Source organism: Brevibacillus borstelensis (assembly GCF_003710865.1).
Classification (GTDB): Bacteria; Bacillota; Bacilli; order Brevibacillales; family Brevibacillaceae; genus Brevibacillus; species Brevibacillus borstelensis.
Genome location: NZ_RHHO01000046.1, coordinates 1 through 25,726, shown reverse-complemented (window position 1 = coordinate 25,726; position 25,726 = coordinate 1). Strand labels below are relative to the sequence as shown.

General features: G+C 50.6%; 23 protein-coding genes and 1 rRNA gene. 12 read left to right on the top strand and 12 right to left on the bottom strand.

The genetic code is table 11. The annotated features are described in order from the left end of the window. Positions 1-112 precede the first annotated feature (112 nt). The 9 genes from rsmG to rpmH all read right to left on the bottom strand — a co-directional run bounded on the left by rsmG (position 113) and on the right by rpmH (position 8,103). A complete protein-coding gene (rsmG, locus tag EDM54_RS21630) occupies positions 113-829 on the bottom strand; it encodes a 16S rRNA (guanine(527)-N(7))-methyltransferase RsmG (protein ID WP_003388853.1) in 717 nt (238 codons plus the stop codon). A gap of 207 nt (positions 830-1,036) precedes the next feature. Next, positions 1,037-2,935: a tRNA uridine-5-carboxymethylaminomethyl(34) synthesis enzyme MnmG gene (gene mnmG, locus EDM54_RS21625; protein ID WP_003388856.1), complete on the bottom strand. Its 1,899-nt coding sequence runs from the start codon at positions 2,933-2,935 to the stop codon at positions 1,037-1,039. Positions 2,936-2,976: 41 nt separating this feature from the next. After that, positions 2,977-4,353 (bottom strand): tRNA uridine-5-carboxymethylaminomethyl(34) synthesis GTPase MnmE, encoded by a 1,377-nt coding sequence (gene mnmE, locus EDM54_RS21620; protein WP_003388858.1) that lies wholly within the window; start codon positions 4,351-4,353, stop codon positions 2,977-2,979. A gap of 473 nt (positions 4,354-4,826) precedes the next feature. Further along, positions 4,827-5,456, bottom strand: a complete 630-nt coding sequence (jag, locus tag EDM54_RS21615; RefSeq protein ID WP_003388860.1) for an RNA-binding cell elongation regulator Jag/EloR — start codon at positions 5,454-5,456, stop codon at positions 4,827-4,829. Then, a complete protein-coding gene (yidC, locus tag EDM54_RS21610) occupies positions 5,453-6,211 on the bottom strand; it encodes a membrane protein insertase YidC (protein WP_003388862.1) in 759 nt (252 codons plus the stop codon). The genes jag and yidC overlap by 4 nt, the downstream gene beginning before the upstream one ends. Before the next feature lie 54 nt (positions 6,212-6,265). Beyond that, complete coding sequence (yidD, locus tag EDM54_RS21605; RefSeq protein ID WP_003388863.1) at positions 6,266-6,490, bottom strand: membrane protein insertion efficiency factor YidD; 225 nt, start codon at positions 6,488-6,490, stop codon at positions 6,266-6,268. A 7-nt stretch (positions 6,491-6,497) separates the two neighbouring features. Beyond that, entirely contained in the window at positions 6,498-6,866 is a 369-nt protein-coding gene (rnpA, locus tag EDM54_RS21600; protein ID WP_003388864.1) for a ribonuclease P protein component, read from the bottom strand. Between the two features lie 103 nt (positions 6,867-6,969). Next, positions 6,970-7,779: a hypothetical protein gene (locus EDM54_RS21595; RefSeq protein ID WP_122958770.1), complete on the bottom strand. Its 810-nt coding sequence runs from the start codon at positions 7,777-7,779 to the stop codon at positions 6,970-6,972. 189 nt (positions 7,780-7,968) lie between these two features. After that, on the bottom strand, positions 7,969-8,103 hold the full coding sequence (rpmH, locus tag EDM54_RS21590; protein ID WP_003388866.1) for a 50S ribosomal protein L34: 135 nt from the start codon (positions 8,101-8,103) through the stop codon (positions 7,969-7,971). A gap of 571 nt (positions 8,104-8,674) precedes the next feature. Between rpmH and dnaA the strand changes: the two genes are divergently transcribed. From dnaA to gyrB, 6 genes are all read left to right on the top strand, one after another. Continuing rightward, a complete protein-coding gene (gene dnaA / locus EDM54_RS21580; protein WP_003388867.1) occupies positions 8,675-10,036 on the top strand; it encodes a chromosomal replication initiator protein DnaA in 1,362 nt (453 codons plus the stop codon). A 207-nt stretch (positions 10,037-10,243) separates the two neighbouring features. Beyond that, positions 10,244-11,383, top strand: a complete 1,140-nt coding sequence (gene dnaN / locus EDM54_RS21575) for a DNA polymerase III subunit beta (protein ID WP_003388868.1) — start codon at positions 10,244-10,246, stop codon at positions 11,381-11,383. A 26-nt stretch (positions 11,384-11,409) separates the two neighbouring features. Beyond that, a complete protein-coding gene (gene yaaA, locus EDM54_RS21570; protein ID WP_003388869.1) occupies positions 11,410-11,625 on the top strand; it encodes a S4 domain-containing protein YaaA in 216 nt (71 codons plus the stop codon). Between the two features lie 16 nt (positions 11,626-11,641). Further along, positions 11,642-12,760 carry a DNA replication/repair protein RecF gene (gene recF, locus EDM54_RS21565; RefSeq protein ID WP_031932427.1) on the top strand — a complete coding sequence of 373 codons (1,119 nt, stop codon included), beginning with the start codon at positions 11,642-11,644 and terminating at the stop codon, positions 12,758-12,760. Between the two features lie 11 nt (positions 12,761-12,771). Continuing rightward, the gene (remB, locus tag EDM54_RS21560; protein WP_003388871.1) at positions 12,772-13,083 is read left to right on the top strand and encodes an extracellular matrix regulator RemB; all 312 of its coding nucleotides are present in this window, start codon (positions 12,772-12,774) and stop codon (positions 13,081-13,083) included. After that, on the top strand, positions 13,058-14,986 hold the full coding sequence (gene gyrB / locus EDM54_RS21555) for a DNA topoisomerase (ATP-hydrolyzing) subunit B (RefSeq protein ID WP_003388872.1): 1,929 nt from the start codon (positions 13,058-13,060) through the stop codon (positions 14,984-14,986). The genes remB and gyrB overlap by 26 nt, the downstream gene beginning before the upstream one ends. Positions 14,987-15,067: 81 nt before the next feature. On the opposite strand, the gene arsC is transcribed toward gyrB, so the two are convergent. Genes arsC through EDM54_RS21540 form a run of 3 tightly spaced genes read right to left on the bottom strand, consistent with a single transcriptional unit; the run spans position 15,068 to position 17,174 of the window. After that, positions 15,068-15,493, bottom strand: coding sequence for an arsenate reductase (thioredoxin) (arsC, locus tag EDM54_RS21550; RefSeq protein ID WP_003388873.1), 426 nt, complete (start codon positions 15,491-15,493; stop codon positions 15,068-15,070). A 40-nt stretch (positions 15,494-15,533) separates the two neighbouring features. Next, positions 15,534-16,832 carry an arsenic transporter gene (locus EDM54_RS21545; RefSeq protein ID WP_122958769.1) on the bottom strand — a complete coding sequence of 433 codons (1,299 nt, stop codon included), beginning with the start codon at positions 16,830-16,832 and terminating at the stop codon, positions 15,534-15,536. Between the two features lie 18 nt (positions 16,833-16,850). After that, positions 16,851-17,174: an ArsR/SmtB family transcription factor gene (locus EDM54_RS21540; RefSeq protein WP_024983200.1), complete on the bottom strand. Its 324-nt coding sequence runs from the start codon at positions 17,172-17,174 to the stop codon at positions 16,851-16,853. Positions 17,175-17,715: 541 nt separating this feature from the next. Here EDM54_RS21540 and EDM54_RS27410 point away from each other — a divergent pair. The 6 genes from EDM54_RS27410 to EDM54_RS21510 all read left to right on the top strand — a co-directional run. Continuing rightward, on the top strand, positions 17,716-17,805 hold the full coding sequence (locus EDM54_RS27410; protein ID WP_371862623.1) for a DUF418 domain-containing protein: 90 nt from the start codon (positions 17,716-17,718) through the stop codon (positions 17,803-17,805). Positions 17,806-18,293: 488 nt separating this feature from the next. After that, positions 18,294-19,928 carry a ribosomal protection-like ABC-F family protein gene (abc-f, locus tag EDM54_RS21530; protein ID WP_122958767.1) on the top strand — a complete coding sequence of 545 codons (1,635 nt, stop codon included), beginning with the start codon at positions 18,294-18,296 and terminating at the stop codon, positions 19,926-19,928. Between the two features lie 96 nt (positions 19,929-20,024). Further along, positions 20,025-21,224, top strand: a complete 1,200-nt coding sequence (locus EDM54_RS21525; protein ID WP_085974955.1) for an MFS transporter — start codon at positions 20,025-20,027, stop codon at positions 21,222-21,224. Positions 21,225-21,322: 98 nt separating this feature from the next. Next, a complete protein-coding gene (gene gyrA / locus EDM54_RS21520; RefSeq protein WP_024983197.1) occupies positions 21,323-23,863 on the top strand; it encodes a DNA gyrase subunit A in 2,541 nt (846 codons plus the stop codon). A 169-nt stretch (positions 23,864-24,032) separates the two neighbouring features. Next, complete coding sequence (locus tag EDM54_RS21515; protein ID WP_024983196.1) at positions 24,033-25,142, top strand: HD-GYP domain-containing protein; 1,110 nt, start codon at positions 24,033-24,035, stop codon at positions 25,140-25,142. 340 nt (positions 25,143-25,482) lie between these two features. Beyond that, positions 25,483-25,726 (top strand): 16S ribosomal RNA (locus tag EDM54_RS21510); the annotation flags it as partial.

Genomic DNA, 25,726 nt, shown 5'->3' with positions numbered 1-25,726 from the left:
GCTTGCTGGGCACGCTCCATACAAAAAAGAGCTGCGGCAAAAATGCCACAGCCCTTGAACGTACATATATAACGGGATCAGCCCTTACAAGATGGCGTATCCCTGTCACCAATCAAATCAGAGGTTTTTTTGCCGGGGTTCCGGCTTTGCGCGGATATCCCTTTGGCGTATTCTCTACCTTTTCCATGATGACAATGTTCCGCTCTCCCGCATCCTCCATAAGCTGGAATGTCTCTACCTGCTTGGTCTTGCCTCCGAGCGTTTTGATCGCTTTTTTGGCTTCATTTAGCTCTGGGGAAATGTCCGCTCCTTTCAAAGCGATGAAGTGCCCTCCGACACGGGCAAAAGGAAGGCAGTATTCGGACAATACGTTTAACCTGGCGACCGCACGGGCAACGACCAGGTCGAACGCCTGCCGGTACTGGGGCTCCTGTCCCCGATCCTCGGCCCTTCCGTGTACGGGGTAGAGGTTTTCCAATCCCAGTTCGTCCGCTACATGCTGCAAAAAGTTCATCCGCTTGTTCAGGGAGTCAATGATGGTCATATGCAGGTGGGGAAAGACAATCTTCAGCGGAATGCTGGGAAAGCCCGCTCCTCCCCCGATATCTGCCACCTTTTCTACCTGATCAAAGGGAAAGTAGAAAGCCGGTGTGATCGAATCGTAAAAATGCTTGTTGTACACCTGTTCTTCTTCGGTGATCGCCGTCAGGTTCATCTTCTCATTCCATTCCACCAACAAACGGTAGTATCCATCAAATTGCTCCCGTTGGCGTTCAGAAAGCTCAATTCCCCTGGCAGACAAAGCTTCGGCAAATTGCTCCTTGTTCATACGCTATACTCCCTTACCCACTGGCTTACTCGCAGGTTTATACGGCTAAGCACGTTTTGACTGGTTCAGACTGGTTCAGACTGGTTCAAGCTGTTCCAAGTTGGTCCAGCCTGGTTCAAACTGAACAAAACGGATCCAATCTGATCCAAGCTGGTCCAAATTGACCAAATGAGGCCCAATCTGGCCAAATCAGACCCAGCCTGCGGCTTACTCCGCTGCCGTCCCTGCACGATTGTATTGCTCCAGATAGACCATCAGAACGGAAATGTCTGCCGGGTTTACGCCCGAGATACGAGAAGCCTGGCCGATGTTGAGCGGTCGGATTTTGCTCAGGTTTTCGCGAGATTCCTTGGACATGCCGGAAATCTGGTGATAGTCGAGCGATTCCGGTATGCGCCGCTCCTCCATCTTCTTCATCCGCTCGACTTGCTGCAATGACTTGCGGATATAGCCGTCGTACTTGATCTGGATTTCAACTTGTTCTGTCACATCCTCCGGCAGAGGCTCCGGCGACGGCGCCATTTGGGCGATATGCTGATACGTGATCTCTGGACGACGCAAAAGCTGCGCCAGCTCGATTACCTCTGTCAGTTCCGGAGAACCTGCCTGACGCAGGACTTCCTGCACTTCCGCCATGTCTGGGCGAACACGGGTATTGGTGATCCGCTCCTTCTCCTTTTCGATCAGCTCGCGTTTTGCACAGAACTTCTGGTACCGCTCTTCGCTGATCAAGCCGATCTCATGGCCAATATCGGTCAGACGCAAATCTGCGTTGTCGTGACGCAACAGCAGACGGTATTCCGCCCGGGAAGTGAGCAGACGATAAGGCTCACTGGTGCCTTTTGTGACCAGATCGTCAATCAGAACGCCGATATACGCTTGCTCGCGGCCGAGGATGACAGGAGTCTTGCCCTGGATCTTGCGGGCAGCGTTGATCCCCGCCATCAAGCCTTGTGCGGCAGCCTCTTCATACCCCGAGGTGCCGTTGATCTGGCCTGCTGTAAACAATCCTTCAATTTTCTTTGTCTCCAAAGTCGGCCAAAGCTGTGTCGGAATGATCGCATCGTACTCGATGGCATATCCCGGACGCATCATGCGGACGTTCTCCATCCCAGACAAAGAGCGCAGCATTTGAACCTGCACTTCCTCCGGCAAGCTGGTAGACAAGCCCTGAACGTACATCTCTTCCGTATTGCGGCCTTCCGGTTCCAGGAAGATCTGATGGCGCGGCTTGTCGTTGAAGCGAACGATCTTGTCTTCAATGGACGGACAGTAACGCGGCCCTGTCCCTTCAATCGTGCCGGAATACATCGGCGCGCGGTGCAGGTTGTCGTTAATCAGGTGGTGCGTTTCTTCGTTCGTATACGTCAGCCAGCAAGGGAGCTGGTCCATGATGAACTCGGTTGTTTCATAGGAAAACGCACGCGGAACATCGTCCCCGGGCTGAATTTCCATTTTGGAAAAGTCAACGCTGCTCTTGTGGACGCGGGGCGGCGTTCCCGTCTTGAATCGCACCATGTCAAAGCCGAGCTCTTTCAAGTGGTAAGCGAGCCGGACAGAGGGGCGCATGTTATTCGGGCCGCTTTCGTACTGCAAATCACCCAAAATGATTTTTCCGCGCAAATAAGTCCCGGTCGTCAGAACGACAGCCTTTGCCTTGTAACGAGCCCCAGTCTGGGTAATAACTCCTTCGCAGACGCCGTTATTAATGATCAGCTCTTCTACCATCGCTTGGCGAAGAATCAGATTTGGCGTGTTTTCAATCGTCTTTTTCATCTCGTGCTGGTAGGCAATTTTGTCCGCTTGCGCTCGCAGAGCATGTACAGCCGGTCCTTTACCGGTATTGAGCAAACGCATTTGAATATGCGTTTTGTCTGTATTTTTCCCCATCTCACCGCCCAGGGCGTCGATCTCCCGGACTACATGTCCTTTCGCCGGACCGCCGACGGACGGGTTGCAGGGCATATACGCAACGGAATCGAGATTAATGGTCAACAGCAGCGTGCTGCACCCCATTCGCGCAGTTGCCAGAGCCGCCTCGCTTCCGGCATGCCCTGCTCCAATGACGATGACGTCATACGATTCCGCTTCATAGGTTGGGATCATGAATTCTCCTCCTCTTGGGTGAGTCAATTCTCTAAAGCTGTTTACTTGCCAAGACAAAATTGAGAGAAAATCTGGTCAATCAAATCCTCTCCTACGCTCTCTCCGATCACTTCACCGAGCAATTCCCAGGCTTTCTTGATATCGATCTGGACCATATCGACAGGCATTCTGTCTTCAATCCCGTTTACCGCATCATCAATGGCCTGCTCCGCTTGCCGCAGCAGCTGGATATGTCTCGCGTTGCTCACATAGGTCAGATCATCCTGCTGAACGCGACCGGAGAAAAACAGATCGGCGATCGCCTTCTCCAACAGGTCAATGCCGGTTTCCTCCTTGGCAGACGTCATGATTAACGGCTGGTTGGGGAAATGACGCTTAACCTCCTCCAGATCGATGCGCTGGGGCAAATCGAATTTATTGATGATCAGGATCACTTCAAAGCCTTTGGCGGCTTCAAAAATCCGATAGTCATCCTCTGTCAATTGTTCATTATAATTGAGTACAAGCAGGACGAGGTCGGCTTTTTGCAAAAGCTGACGAGATTTTTCCACGCCGATTTTCTCGACGATGTCCTCTGTTTCCCTGATCCCGGCAGTATCGATCAAGCGAAGCGGCACGCCACGGACATTTACGAATTCCTCGATGACATCCCTCGTAGTTCCCGCCACGTCTGTGACAATCGCTTTTTCCTCTTGAACGAGGCTGTTCAACAGCGATGATTTCCCTACGTTAGGACGCCCAATAATCGCTGTGGAGAGCCCTTCCCGCAAAATTTTCCCCTGTCTTGCCGTCTGCAGCAAGCGGCCGATCTCCGCTTTTACCTCCAGGCACTTGTCTCGAAGCAGCTTCTGGGTAACATCCTCTACATCATGCTCCGGATAGTCCAGCGTAACTTCAATATGGGCCATTGCTTCGATCAGATTTTGTCGCAGGCTCCGAATCAGTCTGGACAGCTTGCCTTCCACCTGGTTCAACGCTACCTTCATCGCCCTGTCCGTCTTTGCCCGGATCAAATCGATGACCGCCTCCGCCTGAGACAGATCGACGCGTCCGTTCAAAAACGCACGCTTCGTAAACTCGCCCGGCTCGGCCAGCCTTGCACCGTTTTCCAGAATCAGCTCGAGCACCCGCTCTACAGAAACAATTCCACCATGACAGTTGACCTCTACCACATCTTCTCGTGTAAACGTACGCGGCGCCCGCATGACCGACACCAGCACCTCTTCCACCAAATCCCCTGTCTGTGGATTTCGCAAATGTCCGTAGTTTATCGTATGGCTATCCACAGTGGACAGCGTTTTTTTCCCTCGATAAATTTTATCCACAACTTCAATCGCCTCCGGTCCACTGACCCGGATAATCGCGACCCCACCTTCTCCCATCGGAGTCGCAACTGCTGCGATCGTATCAAAATTCATGTTGTTCACCTCTAGCTTTCCAAACAAACGAGTCAGCCACTAACTTATTAGCATAACAGAACACCTAGAAAAATTCCAAGAAAAGAAACAATCCTGATGCACTTTTCCCGGAATTTATCCACAAGCTCGACTGATTGCCCTGTTTTTAGCGTTATCCACAGTATGTTCGATTTGATTTGACTCCAACCCATTATACTTTGGTTATCCACATTTACTAGCTCTTCAATGATTCGATTCTTTTATCATTGTTGTTCGTTGCCTCGACCCGGCGGGTTGACCTCTACCAGTTGATAAGAAAAAGGAAGCACGATAAGCGTGCTCCCTTCCTGACTATAGTCCCCTGAATAGAGACAGATATAGATCCATGTCTTTTGTGCGTTGACGCCTATTCCCATTGCCTTTTACTCGGTAGACTGTCCATTCCATTCCGCCGGTCTCTGGCGTTTTATGAGCAAATGGGCAAAAAAAGAAGCCTACGACGAGGCTTCTTTCGGTGCGATGACAATATAGCGGTTGGGCTCTTCACCCTCGCTGTACGTTACCACATCCGTACGCTTTTGCAAAAACGAATGGATGACTTTTCGTTCGGCTGCAGACATTGGCTCCAGACGGACGCTTCGTTTCATCGCCAGCGCCTTTCTGCTTACGCGCTCGGCAAGCTGCTCCAGTGTTTCTTTGCGGCGCTGCCTGTAGTTTTCGGCATCGAGTACGATTCGTACATGCTTGTCCGCATGGCGGTTTGCTACGACGTTTACGAGATACTGCAGCGAATCCAGCGTCTGTCCCCTGCGGCCAATGATAATTCCCAGGTTGGCACCTTGAATGTCAAACAGCATGCCTTCTTCTCCACGGCGCATTTCTACTCTGGCGTCCACGTTCATGTTGGCAAGTACGTCCTGAAGGAAAGCAAGCCCTTGATCAACCGGATCGAATTGAACTTCTACTTCCACTTTGGCATCGCGGGAACCGATCAGACCGAACAAACCGCGGCTCGGTTCTTCCAGGATGCGAACGCTAACTTTTTCACGAGGCACACTCAGCTCTTCCAAGGCCTTTTGCACAGCATCGTCAATCGTTTTAGCCGTAGCTACCACCTTTTTCACTTGGAGGTTCCCTCCTTCGGACGGGGCGCTTTATTGGTATCGCGATACAAGAAATATGTTTGCACAATGGTAAACAGGTTGCCGTATACCCAGTAGAGAGACAGAGCGGACGGCAAGGTGACGGCGATCGCCAGAATCATCAGCGGCATGATTACCAGCATCATTTGCATTTGCGGGTTGCCTTGAGTGACCGAACCCATCATTTTGGACTGCAAATACGTGGTAATCCCGGCGATGATCGGCAAGATGTAATACGGGTCCTTCTCGCCCAAGGACATCCACAGGAACGTATGTGTCTTGATATCTTCTGTCCGGATAATCGCGTGATAGAACGCAATGAGGATCGGCATTTGCACGAGCAGCGGCAAACAACCGGCCAATGGATTCACTTGATTTTTCTGGAACAAAAGCATCGTTTCCTGTTGGGCCTTTTGCGGATCGTTCTTGTGTTTTTCGCGGATTTTCTGCAGCTCAGGCTGCAGCTCCTGCATCTTCTTGGAACTTTTGATCTGTTTCACCATCAGCGGAAGCACGATCAGCCGGATGATGATGGTCGCTACCAAAATTCCCAAGCCGTAGCTGCCTCCGAGCAGCATGGCACTCTCTTGGATCAGCCAGGACAGCGGGTAGACAAAATACTTGTCCCAAATTCCTTCTGCGTCCGGCCCAATAGGTGCTGCCGCTTGAGGATTACAGCCCGACAGGATCAAAACCAGCAGGGCCAGCATGGATATGCTGAGGATGCGTCTGCTCAAGGGATGGTCCTCCTTTTCCCTGTAACGGTTATCGGTTATATTTCATCAAAACTGCTAATGATTGCGGCGTTCGGGTACAGGATCGAATCCACCCGGATGAAAGGGATGGCACTTCAGTATGCGGCGAATGGCCAGCCAGCTTCCTTTCCATGCCCCAAAACGGCGAATAGCCTCTATCGCATAATGGGAACACGTAGGAGCAAAACGGCAGGATGGCGGCTTATACGGCGAGATGAACAACTGGTATCCTCGTATCAGCCATATGAATACGCGCCCCATGACCGCCTCACCCTCTTTTGTGGTTTTGTACCGGTACCTGCCTGATTACCTTGGCCCGCTTCATGACATGGACCAAAGATTGCTCGATGGCATCCAATGACATCGCTTCCACACCAGGACGGGCGATAATGATCAAGTCAAGTCCGGATGGGATCTTGCTTTCCAAACGGGAGAGCGCCTCGCGAATCAACCGTTTGACCCGATTGCGGATAACCGCGTTACCTATTTTTTTACTGACAGAAATCCCGGCGCGAAAAGCGGCTTGTCCCTCCTGTTTGGCAGAATAGAGAACAAACTGCTTGTTGGCTGCTGAGTTTCCTTTTTGAAACACTTCCTGAAATTGCTCATTCTTTCTGAGCCGATGGGAACGATGCAAGGTAAACAACCCCTAACATCATAATTATAGTAGAAAACGTATGCAGCATCTACCAGTATATCCTTGTTTCGACCACTTTTTTCCCAAAAACGGCATCTATTCTTCAATTCCTTCTTTGGAAAACAGCTTCGACAACCTGATCGGACAACCTGCCGACGTGCCGGATCATGTCTGCATTTGCTTCGGAAAACCCGATTTTCCCCAGCTTTTCTTGCAAAGGCAGCGGCAGTGCGGCGACATGCTCATCAAGGCTCTCCTCTTCGGAACAGGACAGATACAGCCAGGCTGCTTCGGTCAGCAAAAGCCAGCGGGCCGCTTCTTCGTCTCGTTGCCGGACAAGGCGCTCGAGTTTTCGCTCCATCAGCAGATCCTGCAGCTCGGAGCAAGCAAATTCGTCCCCTCCTGCCTCCCTGAAGTAGCGACGATAAGCCGCGACGGAATGAAAGCGCTCCCACAGATCATGATCATCTCGGTACATGGCCGGAAACAGTGAAACGAATTCACCGTAGGCCGCCAGCTCCCTCATCGCCGGGACGAGCTTCCCCGTTGCAAGCGTACGCTTCTCGAACCAGGCGTACATGATGACTGCATCCAGCCATGCCGAAACACCGGCCAGCCATGCTGTCTTGGCAAGTCCGCCAAGCAGCGATTCCTCCGCCCATCGCTTCCTCTCGTCCACGACCGTGCGGGCTTGAACCAGCATTTTGCTTTTTCCTTCCTCCGACTCCAAGAAACGAATCGCTTCTTCTTTCCACGCCCGGTAGCAGCCATCTGGATCATAAACGCAACGGGCTTCGTACACGTACCGGTACGCCCCTGCATACGCACAGATCATTCCCGGAAACGGGTTTTGCTTCAGATATACATCAGCCAATGTAAGAAAAAAGTCGGTGAAATCCCCTTGGCGCTCCATGCTAGCCTCCTCATCAAACCCTCTTTTTCTGCGAAACAATCCGGGCATCGATCTATAAAACGATTCCAACGCCTGAAAGTTTCACAAATCTGAATGATAAAGAAGCACATGTCTCTCCCCCCAGGGAGCCTGCGCACAAGGAGATTTTCCCGACCGATATGCAGCAAAAAAGGCCACTGAAGTTGTGGCCTATGCGGAAAGTACCTTTCTACCTTTACGACGGCGGGCAGCCAAGACTTTACGGCCGTTTTTCGTGCTCATACGCTTGCGGAACCCGTGGTCCTTTTTACGTTTGCGATTATTTGGGTTAAACGATGGTTTCATTTCTATACACCTCCGTCCTCAAAAACCATTACCTACGCATTATAAGGAGATTCGCCTAAAAAGTCAAGAAAGGCTGGAAATCAGGGATCTCGGTAAATATCCCCAAAGAGATATTTCCCAAGACTGTGGATATCCTATTATCCACATTTCCATCTTTCGACAAGATTATCTACAGCTTGTACACAAAATATTGGGGTGTGAATATGTGTAGTATACAATCAGTTGTGTTTGTGGATAAGTATGAAAAAACCATTGCTGTCATGCCTTTTATCTGTTATTATGTTTTTGTTTTGGAACGTGAATAACTTCAGCCGAACATTTTACTTTTCCACAGCGTGTGGATAAGTTTGTGGACAGATTTCCTCATCTGTGAATCATTTTATTCACAAAGGTGCGGATAACGTCTACTTTTTTTCGCTTATCCGAGCGGAATCCCTTTTTTTCGACTTTTTTTATCCACAGTCGATTCTTTCATTAACAGCTGATTTCATACACGTTTTCTTTTGATCTTCTTTTGATCGTTGGCTCTTATTATCATTTCTCTATATGTTCCCGAAAGGAGGGATTCTGGTTGGATGCAGCGATTAGCGAGCTTTGGCGCAAAGTACTTGCCAAGATAGAAAAATCGCTCAGTAAACCAAGCTTCGATACCTGGCTGAAGGCGACCAAGGCGACCACATTGGAAGAGGATGCGCTGATTGTCGTCGCACCCAACGACTTTGCCCGCGATTGGCTGGAAACCCGTTACTCTCAATTGATCACTGATACACTCTATGAGGTAACAGGCGTCAATATGAAGGTAAAATTCGTAGCCATGCAAAATCCCGATGCCGCTTTCGCCGATGAACAGCCGGCTCCCCGCGTAAAGGTATCTGCACCTCCCAGCAATGGTGACGACCAGCCCCCGAGCATACTGAACCCGAAATACACCTTTGACACATTCGTGATCGGTTCAGGAAACCGCTTTGCACATGCGGCTTCTCTTGCTGTGGCGGAAGCGCCTGCGAAAGCGTACAATCCATTGTTTATTTACGGAGGAGTTGGACTCGGCAAGACCCACTTGATGCATGCGATCGGCCATTATGTGATTCAGCATAATCCCTCTGCGAAAGTCGTTTATTTGTCGTCTGAAAAGTTTACCAACGAATTTATCAACTCGATCCGGGACAACAAAACGGTAGAGTTTCGCAATAAATATCGAAGTGTAGACGTGCTTTTGATCGACGATATTCAATTTTTGGCGGGCAAGGAACAGACGCAGGAGGAGTTCTTCCATACCTTCAATGCGCTGCACGAGGAAAGCAAGCAAATCGTCATTTCCTCCGACCGTCCCCCCAAGGAGATTCCGACTCTGGAGGATCGCCTCCGCTCCCGGTTCGAGTGGGGCTTGATTACCGATATCCAGCCGCCTGATCTGGAGACGAGGATTGCCATTCTCAGAAAGAAGGCAAAAGCCGAAAACCTCGACATTCCCAATGAAGTGATGATTTACATCGCCAATCAAATCGACAGCAACATTCGCGAATTGGAAGGTGCACTCATCCGCGTAGTCGCCTATTCGTCCCTGATCAATCGCGATATCGATACACAATTGGCGGCGGAAGCGCTCAAAGACATCATTCCGTCTTCCCGTCCGCGAGTCATCACCATCATCGACATTCAACGTGCCGTCGGGGAAGAGTTCAATCTCAAGCTGGAAGATTTCAAGGCCAAAAAACGCACCAAGTCTGTGGCATTTCCGCGGCAGATCGCGATGTATTTGTCCCGCGAGCTGACGGACGCTTCCTTGCCGAAGATCGGCGACGAATTTGGCGGCCGCGACCATACGACCGTCATCCACGCCCATGAGAAAATCTCGCGGGCACTGGCGACCGATCCGCAGATGCAAGTAACGATTCAGTCTTTGATTGAAAAATTGAAAGCAAACCATTAACCTGTGAATAACACGAAAAGCCTATACACAACTTACCCACATGTGTATAGGCTATCTTTTACGTCGCTATTCATAGATATCCACAAATCCACAAGCCCTATTACTACTTCTGTTAAAAGATTTATCCTAATAGATATATGAATAGGCGCCGGCAAATATGCCTGAGGCTTATTACACAGATGGAACGAACAAGGGAGGTTCACGTTGATGCACATTACCGTTCAACGCGACAAACTGTCCAATGCCGTTTCGCACGTCAGCAAGGCGGTTTCCAGCAGAACGACTATTCCGATCTTGACAGGGATCAAAATGAAAGCGGATCAGGAGGGACTGACGCTGACTGCCAGCGACTCTGATGTATCCATCGAGGTTTTGATTCCGACCGAAGAAGCAGATGAGTGGGGAGTCACCGTTCATCAGCCAGGCAGCATTGTTCTGACAGCTCGTATTTTTAGTGAAATTGTCCGCAAGCTGCCAAACAGCGAGATTCAGATCCAGGTAGATGATAGACTCGTGACCCAGATTCGTTCCGGACAAGCTGAATTTACGATTAACGGCATGGATGCAAACGAGTTTCCGCAATTGCCGCAACTGGAAGAAGATAAAGTATTCAGCGTTCCCGGCGATTTGTTGAAATCGATGATCCGGCAAACGGTTTTTGCCGTGTCTACATCGGAAATGCGTCCGATCCTCACTGGCCTGATGTGGTCTTTGGATGGAGGACAGCTGAAATTTGTGGCAACGGACAGCCACCGACTCGCCAGCCGCACAGCTATGGTAGAATGTCCAGAGGAGCTTTCCTTTACCAATGTGGTCGTTCCGGGAAAAAGCTGCAACGAATTGGTAAAGATATTGGATGAGGACCAGAATCCTGTGGATATCGTTGTGTCGGACAACCAGATACTGGTAAAATCAAAGCATATCCTGTTTTACTCCCGTCTGCTGGAAGGGACCTATCCGGATACGGCCCGCATCATTCCGCAAAGCAGCAAGACGGAAGTTACCGTGAGCACAAAAGAATTCCTGCAGTCGATTGAACGCGCTTCCTTGCTCAGCCGCGAAGGAAAGTCCAACGTGGTTCGCCTCGTTACACTTCCTGACGGCAGCGTGGAAATTACGTCCAACGCTCCGGAAATCGGCAAGGTGACGGAGATCGTCATGCCAAAAGCGATGGATGGCGAAGAGCTGAAAATATCGTTCAATGCCAAGTACATGATCGATGCGCTTCGTTCTATCGACAGCAGCGAGATCAAAGCATGCTTTACCGGTCCGATGAGCCCGTTTGTCCTTCGCCCGACAGATCACGAATGGACGCTGCACCTCATCCTGCCGGTTCGAACCTACTAGCAGCCAAACAGAAAGGAGGCCTATCCATGCGTGAGGTTTCCATTCAGACTGAATACATTGCTCTTGGCCAGTTTCTCAAGCTGGCCGATCTCATTGATACCGGAGGAATGGCGAAAGCGTTTCTAGCAGAGGTTCCCATTCAGGTAAACGGCGAAGAAGAAAATCGTCGCGGCCGAAAGCTCTATCCCGGAGACGAAATTGACGTCGAGGGACACGGCCGCTACAAAGTGACTCGCCGCTGAGAGGAGAGCGCTATTCTTGTTTATCAAGAACCTTTCGCTTACCCATTTTCGCAATTACGGGCAGCTCTCTCTTTCGTTTGACAGTCCCATCCAGCTGTTTATCGGCAACAATGCGCAGGGCAAGACCAATGTACTGGAGTCTATCTACGTACTGGCTCTGGCCAAGTCGCACCGCACCCCCAGAGACAAGGAATTGATTGGCTGGGGAGCCGATTTTGCATCGATCCGTAGTGATGTCGAGCGTCGCTACGGATCGGTTCGCTTGGAACTGCAGTTGACGGGAAAGGGAAAGAGGGCCAAAATTAATGGGATGGAGCAGCAAAAGCTGAGTGCATACGTTGGAGCCCTGAATGTGGTCATGTTTGCTCCCGAGGATTTGGCGATCGTCAAGGGAGCGCCTGCCCAACGACGCCGATTTATCGATATGGAAATCGGCCAGGTGTCTCCGACGTATCTGTATTATTTGAGCAATTACAACAAAGTATTGGCCCAGCGCAATCAACTGTTGAAGGACATGGCGATGAAAAAAAGCCGGTCGAAGGAGATGCTGGGGATTTGGAATATTCAATTGGCCGAATTAGCGGTAAAATTGTTGCGGAAGCGCTTTGAGTTTCTCCGCAAGCTGGAAGCGTGGGCCAAAGACATTCACAGCGGCATTACCGGCAAAAGAGAGATCCTCTCGCTGCACTACGTAAATTCTTCGCCAGTCACGGAGGAGCAAACTCCGGAGCAGGCGGTGGATGTGCTGCTCTCGGCTTATGAAGAGGTCTTTGACCGGGAACTGGCGCGGGGAAGCACGATGATCGGCCCGCACCGCGACGATTTTACCTTGAAAGTAAACGACATGGATGTGCAAACATACGGTTCGCAAGGACAGCAGCGTACGAGTGCGCTGTCTATTAAATTGGCCGAAATCGAATTGATCAAGGAAGAAGTGGGAGAGTATCCGGTCCTCTTGCTGGACGATGTGCTCTCCGAATTGGATGAACATCGGCAAACCTTGCTGTTGGAAACCATTCAAGATCGGGTTCAGACGTTTGTAAGCACCACAGGTGTGGAAGGCTTAAAACATCAGGTTCTCCAGCAAGCCTCTCGTTTTTATGTGCGGGAAGGGGAAATCTCCGGGGAAAGGTAGAGGGAACAGGCATGTTTATACACATTGGTGGAGATACTGTTGTGAGCACCAAGGATGTCATCTCAATCTTGGACCATCAGACTGTAAAATCGTCTAAGAACAACAAGGCGTTTTTGCAAGAGAAAAAAAAGATGGTCGTAGACTCAGACCAAGAAGAGACGAAGTCATACGTCATCACCACAGATGCCATTTATTGTTCGCCTATTTCTTCCCTGACGCTGAAGCGACGCGCTCAGTTCGTGGACAGCTTGGATCAGGTTTCCTTTGTACAAGCTGAAGTGGAGGAGTTGACTAGTAGTGGATCAAGTGACGACGAAAGATAATACAAACTATGATGCCAGTCAGATTCAGGTTTTGGAAGGCTTGGAAGCTGTTCGGAAGCGTCCGGGGATGTATATCGGCTCTACCAGCAGCCGCGGGCTGCACCACCTCGTATGGGAGATTGTGGACAACGCCATTGACGAGGCGCTTGCCGGGTATTGCGACAGCATTCTCGTCGAGATCCATCCTGATAATTCCGTCTCTGTAACGGATAACGGCCGCGGGATTCCTACGGGCATTCATGAGAAGACGGGGAAATCGACGGTAGAGACGGTTTTGACGGTTCTTCACGCCGGCGGTAAGTTCGGCGGCGGCGGGTACAAAGTATCCGGCGGTCTGCACGGTGTCGGCAGCTCCGTCGTGAACGCTCTTTCCGAGTGGATGGAAGTAGAGGTAAAGCAGAACGGCAAAATTCATTTCATGCGGTTCAATGTAGGGGTTCCCGAGGCCGATCTGGCCGTGGTCGGAGAGACCGAAGAGACCGGGACAAAGGTGACCTTCAAGGCCGACCCGACGATTTTTACCGAAACGACCGAATACGAGTACGAAGTGCTGCAAAAGCGGATTCGCGAGCTCGCCTTCCTGAACAAAGGACTGAAAATTACGCTGAAGGACCTGCGTCCGGAGCGGGAAAAAGAAGAAACGTTCCACTATGAGGGCGGCATTATCCAGTTTGTGGAGTACCTGAATAAAAACCGGGAACCTCTGCACGAGGAAGTGATTTACTGCGAGGGAGAGAAGGATGGCCTGGTGGTAGAGGTCGCCCTGCAGTACAACGACAGCTATGTCAGCAACATCTACTCCTTTGCCAACAATATCAATACGCATGAGGGCGGAACCCATGAATCCGGCTTCAAGACTGCGCTCACCCGCGTGATCAATGATTACAGCCGGAAGTTCAACTTCCTGAAGGAAAAAGATCCGAACCTGTCTGGCGACGACGTGCGCGAGGGGATTACCGCGATTATTTCGGTGAAAATTCCCGAGCCGCAGTTCGAGGGTCAGACGAAGACGAAGCTGGGCAACTCAGAGGCCCGCAGTATTACCGAGTCGGTCTTTGGCGATCGGTTCAGCACCTTCATGGAGGAGAACCCAGGCGTCGCCAAGAAGGTCGTGGAAAAGGCTCTGATGGCTGCGCGTGCGCGTGAAGCAGCACGGAAAGCACGCGAGCTGACCCGGCGCAAGAGCGCGCTGGAAGTGAGCGCATTGCCGGGTAAATTGGCCGACTGTTCGTCCAAGGATGCTTCCGAGTCCGAGCTGTTTATCGTTGAGGGTGACTCCGCGGGCGGCTCTGCCAAAATGGGGCGGGACCGTCATTTTCAGGCCATTCTGCCGCTGCGCGGTAAGGTTTTGAACGTAGAGAAAGCCCGTCTGGACAAAATTCTCGGAAACAATGAGATCCGGACGATCATCACTGCGCTCGGAACGGGTGTAGGTGAAGACTTTGACATTTCCAAAGCGCGCTATCACAAAGTGGTCATCATGACGGATGCCGACGTCGACGGTTCCCATATTCGGACACTGCTCTTGACGTTCTTCTACCGTTACATGCGGCAATTGATCGAGTCCGGCTATATTTACATCGCTCAGCCGCCGCTCTACAGCATCAAGCAGGGTAAACAAATTCACTATGCCTATACAGATCAACAGCGTGATGAAATCCTCGCTTCGCTGAAAACTACGCCTAAGCCAAACATTCAGCGCTACAAAGGATTGGGTGAGATGAACGCAGAGCAACTGTGGGAAACAACCATGGACCCTGCAGTTCGCACCCTGCTGCAGGTAGACCTGGATGATGCGATGGAGGCCGATCTGGTGTTCCAGACGCTGATGGGCGACGAAGTAGAGCCGCGTCGCGAATTTATTGAACAGTATGCGGCGAATGTGCGGGATTTGGATATTTAGGAATACTTTCTCTCAAAACTGTCTGGAAGAGAATTAAGAAAAGCTTGTCCTCTCGGGGGCAAGCTTTTTGTTATGCTTTCGTTATTTGCCTTCCTTCAAAAACTGTTCAATCCGACTTTTAATAGAATCACGTACAACGCGGAAACGATTGATTATATCTTCTTCCGTGCCGCTGGCTTTAGCCGGATCATCAAAGCCCCAATGCCATTTTACTGCGCTATTGCCGGGAACCGCCGGGCAATGCTCATCGGCATGGCCGCAAAGCGTAATCACGTAGTCGGCGCGGGCAAGCGTATCGGGATCAATCACATCGGACGTATGCGAACGAATATCTACATTGTCTTCTTTCATTACACGTACCGCAAGCGGGTTTAGTCCATGGGCTTCCAGACCTGCGCTTTTTACCTCATAACGGTCTCCGCCAAGTGATCTCATAAAGCCTTCAGCCATTTGGCTGCGGCAAGAATTTCCCGTGCAAAGGAAGTAAATCAACGGTTTTTTCTGCATGACATCGCCATTCCTTTCATGGATGAAAAGTTGGTTTTCATTACGAAATGATCTGCAGCCATAGATACAAGCCCAGCAGTGTGATGAACAATGTGGGAATCGTCAAGACAATCCCGGTTTTGAAATACTGCCCCCAACTGATCGCAACTCCTTTCCGGGAAAGCACGTGGAGCCAGAGCAAAGTGGCGAGCGAACCGATCGGCGTAATCTTTGGACCGAGGTCGGAACCAATTACGTTTGCGTACACCAGTGCTTCCCGAATTATCCCGGATGTTTGCGTCCCCTGAATAGCGAGAGCATCGATCATGACAGTAGGCATGTTGTTCATGATCGAAGACAGGAAGGCAGATAAAAAGCCCATGCCGATTGTGGCAGCCAGGAGCCCTTGATCAGAGATTTTCTGGATGACATCGCTGAGCATGTCAGTCAATCCCGCATTACGCAACCCATACACGACGACATACATCCCGATTGAGAAAATGACAATCGACCAGGGAGCCTCTTTTATGATTCGTTTGGTGGCGATGACTTTACTTCTTCGTGAGATCAGGAGAAAGATCACGGCTGCAAGTCCTGCTGTAATCGATACGGGAACAGCCAGAAGCTCGTTCATCAAGTAACCAACGAGCAAAAGCGTTAAAATCACCCAGGATAGCCGGAACAGCCGTTTGTCTCTTATGGCTTCATGCGGCTTTTTCAGTTGTGACGAATCGTATTGTCGGGGAATATCTTTTTTGAAATACCAATACAAGACAAGCAAGCTGGCTCCAAGGGCAAAGAAATTCGGAATGATCATACGGGAAGCGTATTCGACAAAACCGATGTCAAAGTAGTCGGCAGATACAATGTTAACCAGGTTGCTGACGATCAGCGGCAGAGATGTCGTATCTGCGATAAAACCGCTAGCCATGACAAAGGGCAGGACCATCTTGTCAGGAAACTTCAATGCTCTGACTTGCGCCAGAACAATGGGGGTCAAAATGAGAGCAGCTCCGTCATTGGCAAAGAAAGCGGCTACTGCGGCTCCGAGCAACACGACATAGATGAACATGAGTCGCCCGTTCCCTTTTGCCAGACGGGCCATATGCAGAGCGGACCACTCAAAGAAGCCGATTTCATCCAGGAGCAGCGATATGAAAATAATGGCTACAAAGGCCAATGTGGCATTCCACACGATACCGGTGACGGCGACAACATCCGCAAAGCTGACAACGCCGCACAGCAAGGCCAGGAGGGCTCCTCCGGCAGCAGACCAGCCAATGTTAAGCCCCTTTGGCTGCCAAATTACAAAAATTAATGTCAAAGCAAAAATCAGAAAGGCACTCCAGATAGCGAACATGATTTAATTCAGTCCTTCCTATTCACAGGTAACCAATAACCCCTGCTGCTCCAACTTTGAAAATTCTTCGGAGTAATCAGGCAGGTTACCGAGTGCATGCGCTACTTGTTCCAAGCGTGCTTTATTGAGAGTGTAAAATACCCATTGGCCTTTTCTTGACTCGATGACAAGGTCCACACTTTTCAGGCGGCTCATGTGCTTGGAAATCGCTGGTTGGGATATGCCAAAGATCGGTACAAGCTCACATACGCAGCAGCTGCGAGTTTGCAATAAGGCAATAATTTTTAGCCTTGTAGGGTCTGCTAAAGCCTTTAACATGGCTACTACCTGTTTCGTGTCCATCATTCTCCTCCAATACCTCTTCTGATTCAGATACTAATATAATCATATGGTTATTTCAATATTTATTTGTTGTGTTCTTTGCAGGAAAATTGTTTGGCCAAGAGAAGCTGTTTTCTTTAGCTTGAGCAGTGTATTTCCTCTTTGACAGCAAAAATGTCATGATCCTACACCGTTTTTCTGCCTTACGACAATGTAAGCAATCTGAAAGACAATTCGATAGCGGCCCTTTCCCGTTCCCCTTACAATGAAGTCAGAAACGACAGCAAGAAAGGGGAGAACATTTTATGAAACGGGTTATTCATATGGTTCTCATAGCCATCCGATTAGTGGTAGACGCCAAATCTACGATTCAAAACAGCAGTCTCGAAGGAATCGTCAAGCTGTGATAACTGCTCGCATGAGGCGTAAGGAACGGCGCTCATTGTGGCCATTGCCAATCTGTTTGCTCTTCAGTCCAAAGTCGGATACGTACAAACCATGTTGAATTGCATCGCCATCTACATCGAGCATATTCGTGCAACCGGCCGAAAGCTGCTGGCGGATGGCCCGGTTTGCGATGGGGCCGATGGAATGGCTGTGGCGGCTCTTCACCTACGGGAGCGTCCCTGCTTTTGCAAAAAATAAGCAATAGATGCTTGTCTTTTCTTGTTTTGGGGAAAGATGTAAGCTATACTGATAAAGTAAGGTATTCATTACTGTGGTCAGAACCGGAGGGCAGTCCATTGAAAGTAGTTTTCGTTACGAATACAGCTCAACTGCATAGTAACGAAAACATATCGGGTGCTCTATAACCTTGCTTTTTGCCATGCTTGCAACGCGGCAGACAAACGCGATACGAAAGGTACCGATATGCCGGTGCCTTTTTTCTATTTCCAGTCATCTGGAGCGGGCTTCCGGCATGACGGGAGCGTTTGTATTGGAAAAAACGGAGCGCCGTATTGCGAGCGCTCTTTTTTATAGCTGCATGAAAGAGGCGAGCGCAAGCGGCGGCGTTCGTTTTTCCCAGAGGAGACGTCGGTATGTTTCGGCGTCTCTTTTTTGTTTGCCTGGTTCGGAAGAAAGTCTTGCTTTCCAACCAGGCAGGAACCAATCCAAAGGCAGCAAAGGAGGAATTTTTTTATGCTACTGCTGGAAGCGCGTCAGATTGAAAAAAGCTTTGGCGACAGAGTGATTTTTGAAGCAAAAAAACTGGAGGTATTCTACGGAGACAGGATCGGCATCGTCGGTCAAAACGGCGTCGGAAAAAGCACGTTGATGCATGTGCTTGCAGGGCTTACGCAGCCGGATGCAGGCCAAGTCAACTGGTACGGCTCGACCGCCTTGATTCAGCAGATCGATCAGGGGGAAGAAGCGGCGGAAACAACCGGGCACGCCAGACGCATGTGGGGCATCTCTCATATTCATTCGCAAATGAGCGGGGGCGAGACGGTTCGGCTAAAAATTGCCGCTGCATTGGAACAGCAAGCTCCGCTTCTTTTTGCGGATGAACCGACGAGCCATCTCGACATGACCGGGATTCGCCAGCTTGAGGAGTCCTTGCTCGCTTACGATGGAGCCGTAATCCTGATTTCGCACGACCGCGAATTGCTTGACACGATATGCACCCTTATTTGGGAAGTGGAAGACGGCAAGATAAGCGAGTACAAGGGGAATTACTCCGACTATCGCGAGCAGAAGGAAAAAAAGCGCGAACGGGAGTGGTTTGAGTACGAGGAATACCGCAAAGAAAAGGAGCGGCTGACTCAAGCGTTTACGGAGACAAAGCAACGGGCCAGCGAGATCAGAAAGGCTCCGAAGCGAATGGGAAACTCTGAGGCCCGCCTGCACAAAAGAAAAGCAAATGGCAAACGGGAAAAGGTGGAGAAAGCCGCTCTCGCCATGGAGAGCCGTCTGGCCAGGCTGGAAAGTAAGGAAAAGCCGAAGGAGCTGCCAAGCGTCAGATTTGATGTAAATCACTACGGAGAACAGCATGGACGAACGGTCATCCAGGTCGGGAAGGTTACCAGGCGTGTAGAAGGGAAAACGCTGTTTGAACAGCTTTCCTTCTCCGTCCGCCCCGGCCAAAAGGTAGCCATCATTGGGGGAAACGGCTGCGGAAAATCGACGCTCCTCTCCATGATATACAGCCAGGCGGACGGAATATCTGTATCTCCGAGCAGCAGAGTCGGGTACTTCAGCCAGAGCCTATCCATTCTTGATGAGAACAAGAGCATTTGGAATAACGTCAGGGAAAGCAGTCGCCACTCGGACACAACGATTCGCACGGCACTGGCCCGGATGTTGTTTACAAACGATGAAATTCACAAAACGGTATCGGTTTTAAGTGGTGGTGAACGAGTCAAGACCGCACTGGCGAAGGTTTTCCTCGGCGACTACAATGTTTTGCTGCTGGATGAGCCAACCAACTTTCTCGATATTCCTACGCAGGAAGAGCTGGAGCGGATCCTGGTGGAGTTTCCCGGAACGATCCTGTTCGCCTCCCACGACCGCAAATTCATCCAACGGCTAGCCGATGCTGTTCTCTGTCTTGACGAAGAAAAGCTCACACTTTTTTCCGGAACCTATCAAGAATATCTGGAACGGAAAAACAAGCCAAAACGAGGGCGGGAGGAAGAGCGGATGGTGTTGGAAACGAGACTGACCGATTTGATCGGCCGCCTGTCGTCGCCAAAGCTGGAACAAGCCGAGAAGGAGGAAATGGAGAGGGCTTACCGGGAAACTTTGAAACAATTGCGGGAGCTGGACCGTGAGTAAAGTTTGCATGTTGACATTAAAAAACTTTTAAAAGCATAATGTATAGGAAGTTTGCTTGTTACGTTTGTTTCGGCAATGCAGGAAGGGGAGAAAGTCATGACAGAAACAGAGTCCCTTTGGACGAGAAACTTTATACTCCTGGCGCTATCCAACTTTTTGTTGTTTATCGCCTTTCAAATGCTGATTCCCACCCTTCCGCTTTTTGTTACGGAGCGCGGCGGTGACCAGGTGGACGTCGGATTGGTGATCAGCATTTTTACCATTTCGGCGCTTCTGATCCGCCCCTTTGCTGGAAAAGCGCTCGATTCCATCGGAAGAATGCCCATACTCGTAGTGGGACTGGCGATTTTTTTCCTGTCCGTCTCCGGCTATTACTGGATGACGACAGTAGCACTTGTCCTCGTGGTCAGATTTATCCACGGCATCGGCTGGGGCATTGCTACGACGACCTATGGAACGATCGCATCCGACCTGATTCCGGCCCAGCGGCGGGGAGAAGGGATGGGGTACTTCGGGATGTTCGGCAATCTCGCCATGGCTCTGGGACCGATGTTTGGACTGTGGCTGGTTGAATCCAGCGGATACGGATGGTTGTTTGCCATCTCCGCGCTGCTTACGGTGGCTGCCCTGCTGATGTCCAAGTTTGTGAAGGTCAGTGAGCCTATCAAAGCTGAAAAACCGGCGGCTTCCGCACCTGCCCATTCTGCGGTGAGCGGATTGGTAGAGAAAAAGGCCCTGTTCCCCTCTCTGCTAGCCCTGCTGTTTGGCGTTACCTACGGCGGTATCGTCAGCTTCATCACCTTGTTTGGCCAAGAGGTCCACATCGCCAATGTGGGGCTGTTTTTCCTGTTTAATGCCGTTTCCCTGATGCTGGTTCGCCCCTTTGCCGGGAAGCTGTTTGACCAAAAGGGACACGTCTGGGTGCTGATTCCTGGTGCATTGATCGCGGGCATCGGACTTGCAGTTCTTTCCTTCAGCACATCGGCTGTCGGGCTGGCGCTTGCAGCCGTTTTGTTCGGTGCCGGTTTCGGTGCTGTTCAGCCTTCGCTGCAGGCATGGACGATCAACAGAGTGGAGCCGGGCAGGCGCGGTGCAGCGAACGGGACTTTCTTTTCCGCCTTTGATCTCGGCATCGGGATGGGGGCGATGGTGCTGGGCGCGGTGGCGAAAACAACGGGCTTTGCCCACATGTATCGCTTCTCCACATTGTTCGTGATTCTCTTCTTGGTGATCTACTCTGTGTATGTATGGCGACGGGTGGAGAGCAAGGAGAAAGCCGACATTCATCCATCTTGAGAAACAGCCTGGTTGCGCTTTTTGCGAGACTTTGGACGAGGACCGTCCGAATATGGTATAATGACGTATTGCGATAACCAGTTGGAGGTTTACTCTTTATGGCTGAAGAAACAGCTCGGTTTCCTAAAGTTGACATTAGTCATGAGATGAAAGAATCGTTCATTAGCTACGCGATGAGTGTAATTGTGAGCCGTGCGTTGCCAGATGTTCGCGACGGGCTGAAGCCGGTTCACCGGCGTATTTTGTATGCCATGCACGACATGGGATTGACTCCGGACAAAGCGTTCCGAAAGTCGGCAAACGTCGTCGGTGAAGTAATGGCCAACTACCATCCTCACGGTGACAGCGCCATCTATGAAACAATGGTCCGGATGGCTCAGGATTTCAACATGCGCTACCTCTTGGTTGAGGGACAGGGCAACTTCGGTTCTGTGGACGGGGACCCTGCGGCTGCCATGCGTTATACCGAATCCCGCATGTCCAAGCTGGCGCTTGAATTGCTGCGAGATATCGATAAAGAAACAGTCAATTTCACTCCCAACTACGACGGGCGGAAAGAAGAGCCTGTCGTACTTCCATCCCGTTTTCCCAACCTGATGGTGAACGGCTCTGCAGGTATTGCCGTTGGGATGGCGACCAATATTCCACCGCATAACCTGGTAGAAGTCATCGATGGCGTTGTTGCCATGATCGACAACCCCGATATTACCCTGCAGGATCTGATGAAGATCATCAAAGGGCCTGACTTCCCTACAGCGGGTGAAATTTTGGGCTACAGCGGCATCCGCCGGGCTTATGAAACTGGCCGCGGTTCGATTATCATGCGTGCCAAAACCATGATTGAAGAAGAAAAAGGAAAGCCGCGCATCATCGTAACCGAGCTTCCTTACCAGGTGAATAAGGCAAGGCTCGTCGAGAAGATTGCCGAGCTCGTTCGCGAAAAGAAACTGGAGGGCATTACGGATCTGCGTGACGAGTCCGATCGCAAAGGTATGCGGATCGTGATCGAATTGCGCCGCGACGTGGTACCGAAGGTTGTCTTGAACAATCTGTTCAAGCATACGCAGATGCAGAGCACCTTCGGCGTGAACATGCTGGCTCTGGTCGACAATCGTCCCCGCGTTCTGAATTTGCGGGATATGCTGTACTACTATCTCCAGCATCAGCGGGAAATCATCCGCAGACGGACCGAGTACGATCTGAAGCAAGCGGAAGCGCGGGCCCATATTTTAGAGGGCTTGCGGATCGCGCTCGATCATATCGATGAGATCATCAGCCTGATTCGCTCTTCGCAAACGACCGAAGAAGCGCGTGACGGCTTGATGAACCGTTACGGTCTAAGCTATGAGCAGGCTCAAGCCATTCTGGACATGCGCCTGCAGCGCTTGACCGGGTTGGAGCGCGAAAAAATCGAGAACGAATACCAGGAGCTCCTGGCAAAAATCGCCGAGCTGCGCTCTATTCTCGCCGATGAAAACAAGATCTACGCGATTGTCCGCGAAGAGCTTGAGGAGATCAAAGAGAAGTTTGGCGACGAGCGCCGTACGGTCATTACCTTTGACGAGGAAAGCATCGAGGATGCCGACCTGATTCCGGAAGAGGATGTGGTGATCACGCTGACGCATGATGGGTACATCAAGCGTTTGCCGGTGACTACCTACCGTGCGCAGAAGCGGGGCGGTCGCGGTATCCAGGGAATCGGCACCAAGGATAACGACTTTGTCGAGCATCTGTATATCACGAATTCGCACGACCACATCATGTTCTTTACCAGCAAGGGCAAGGTGTACCGGTTGAAGGGCTACGAAATCCCGGATCTCAACCGTACAGCCAAAGGCACTCCGATCATCAACCTGATTCAGATCGAAAAAGGGGAGCGGGTCAGTGCGGTCATCCCGGTAAAAGAGTTCAGCGAAGACAGGTACCTGTTCTTCGGAACGAAGAAGGGGATTATCAAAAAGACCGAGCTGGCAGCTTATGCCAACATCCGAAGGGGCGGTCTGTTTGCCGTCAATCTTCGCGAGGATGACGAGCTGATCGCCGTGCGCCTCACAGACGGCAATCAGGAAATTATCATGGGTACCCGCAACGGGATGTCGGTCCGCTTCAAGGAAAGCGACGTACGGACGATGGGCCGCAGCGCCACCGGGGTAAAAGGGATTTCGCTTGATGATGACGATGACGTAATCGATATGGACGTTATCAAGCCGAATGCGGAAGTATTGATTGTCACGGCGAATGGCTACGGAAAGCGGACCCCGGTAGAAGAGTACCGGATTCAGTCTCGCGGCGGCAAGGGAATCAAGACGCACAATGTAACCGAGCGGAGCGGGCACGTTGTTGGCCTGAAAGTCGTCGAGCCGGAAGAGGATCTGATGATCATCACCACCTCGGGGATCATTATCCGCACGGAGATGAAGGGCATTTCTGTCATGGGCCGCTATACGCAAGGTGTCAAGCTGATCCGTCTGTCTGAAAATGAACAGGTAGGTTCAGTCGCCAAGGTTCCTCCGAGTGATGACGATGAGGAGCCGAACGACAGGCTGGAAACCGAGTCAGATGAGCTTGAGCCGGTGAACAACGACGAACAGTCGGGTCCGGCTGCGGAAGATGACGGCCAAAACGGTGATCAAGAATAGTCGATCGCTTGTATACTGATAAATTAGGGAAGGGAGTTCTGTCATGGGCAGATCCCCCTTCTTTTTTGTTTGGCACTGTCTTTTTTCCTTGAATTGGGTTTCATGTTGTCAACAAAATGGGAAAAGAGTACTATATCAGTAACAAATGAAGATTCGGAGGGTGGGAACCTTGCCCATCATAGAGGTAAAAAGTACGATTGCCGGAGCGACCTTGGCGGAGGATGTCCATACCATGCTGGGAGGGATTCTCTTTGTAAAGGGGACGACTCTGTATGAAAAAGAGGTAGAGGTTCTCCAGGCCTTTATGGTCGATCGGGTAGTGATAGAGGATACGGATGAACCGAAAACTTCTGCTGCTGACGAGAACCGAAGTGATTCAGCCACAAGCAAGGTTGTTACCGGTGGAACGAAAGAGAAAGAGCAGCTCCCGTTCCATACCTCGTTTGCGAAGGCAGTTTCAACGTTTAAAAACCTGGTGATCCGGGTGCAGGGCGGACAGAATATCCCTGTCATGGAAGTGCGTGAAGTAGTGACTCCTCTGCTTCAACAGGTACAGGATCAGCCCGAGTTTCTTCTGTCTCTGCATCGTATTTCGCGGGTAGACAGCTATGCGTATGAACATTCCATTGCGGTCGGTTTGATTTCCTATATGATTGGCAGATGGATCAAAGTGCCGGAAAAAGAATGGATGCAGGTGGCTCTGGCTGGAACTTTGCTCGACATCGGCAAAACAAGGATTGACAGAAGAATTTTGCAAAAGCCGGGCAAATTGACACCGGAAGAGTTTGAAGAGATGAAAAAGCATACGGTGTACGGCTATCAATTGATTAAAGCTTCCCCAGGTCTAAGTGAAGGAGTGGCCTTGGCAGCCTTGCAGCACCATGAGCGAGAGGACGGCTCAGGGTATCCTCTGGGGTTGCCGGGAGCAAAGCTTCACCTGTATAGCAAGATTGTAGCTGTCGCAGACGTTTATCATGCGATGTGCTCCAATCGCATATACCAGAAGGGGAAATCTTCATATGTAGTAGCAGAACAACTGCTGCAAGACAGCTTTGGGAAATTAGATCCCCATATCGTGCATACCTTCGTTAAAAGGATAACCGATTTTGCTGCAGGAACATTGGTTGAGTTGAGTGATGGGACGATTGGAAAAGTCATTTTCACTGACAGCAATCAACCGACTCGCCCGATGATCGAGGCCAATGGACGCATCATTAACCTGGTAGAAAATCGGAATCTATCGATTGTGAATGTATGGGAACGGAAAGCACGAACGTAAGAAGAGAGTGGCCCTGCTGATTCAACCAGCAGGGTTTTTCATTCAAATTGAACTTTTTTTAATTTAATTTATAAAAAGGTATTGCATTTTAAAAATAGACATGCTATATTAATAAACGTCCCTCCGATACGGAGAGCGGCCGAGAAGTGAAAAAGACTTTTTGAAAAAAGATGTTGACTTCTCGAGTGAAAGGTGATAAAGTATTGAATTGTCGCCGCAAGATGAATGGGCGGCGATGACAAATGAAATGCTCTTTGAAAACTGAACAGCGAAGCGTTTTTAGTGAGTAAATCACAAGCCTAGCAATTTCTTTCTTGAAGTCAAAGATGTAAACTCAACTTTATTGGAGAGTTTGATCCTGGCTCAGGACGAACGCTGGCGGCGTGCCTAATACATGCAAGTCGAGCGAGTCCCTTCGGGGGCTAGCGGCGGACGGGTGAGTAACACGTAGGCAACCTGCCCGTAAGCTCGGGATAACATGGGGAAACTCATGCTAATACCGGATAGGGTCTTCTCTCGCATGAGAGGAGACGGAAAGGTGGCGCAAGCTACCACTTACGGATGGGCCTGCGGCGCATTAGCTA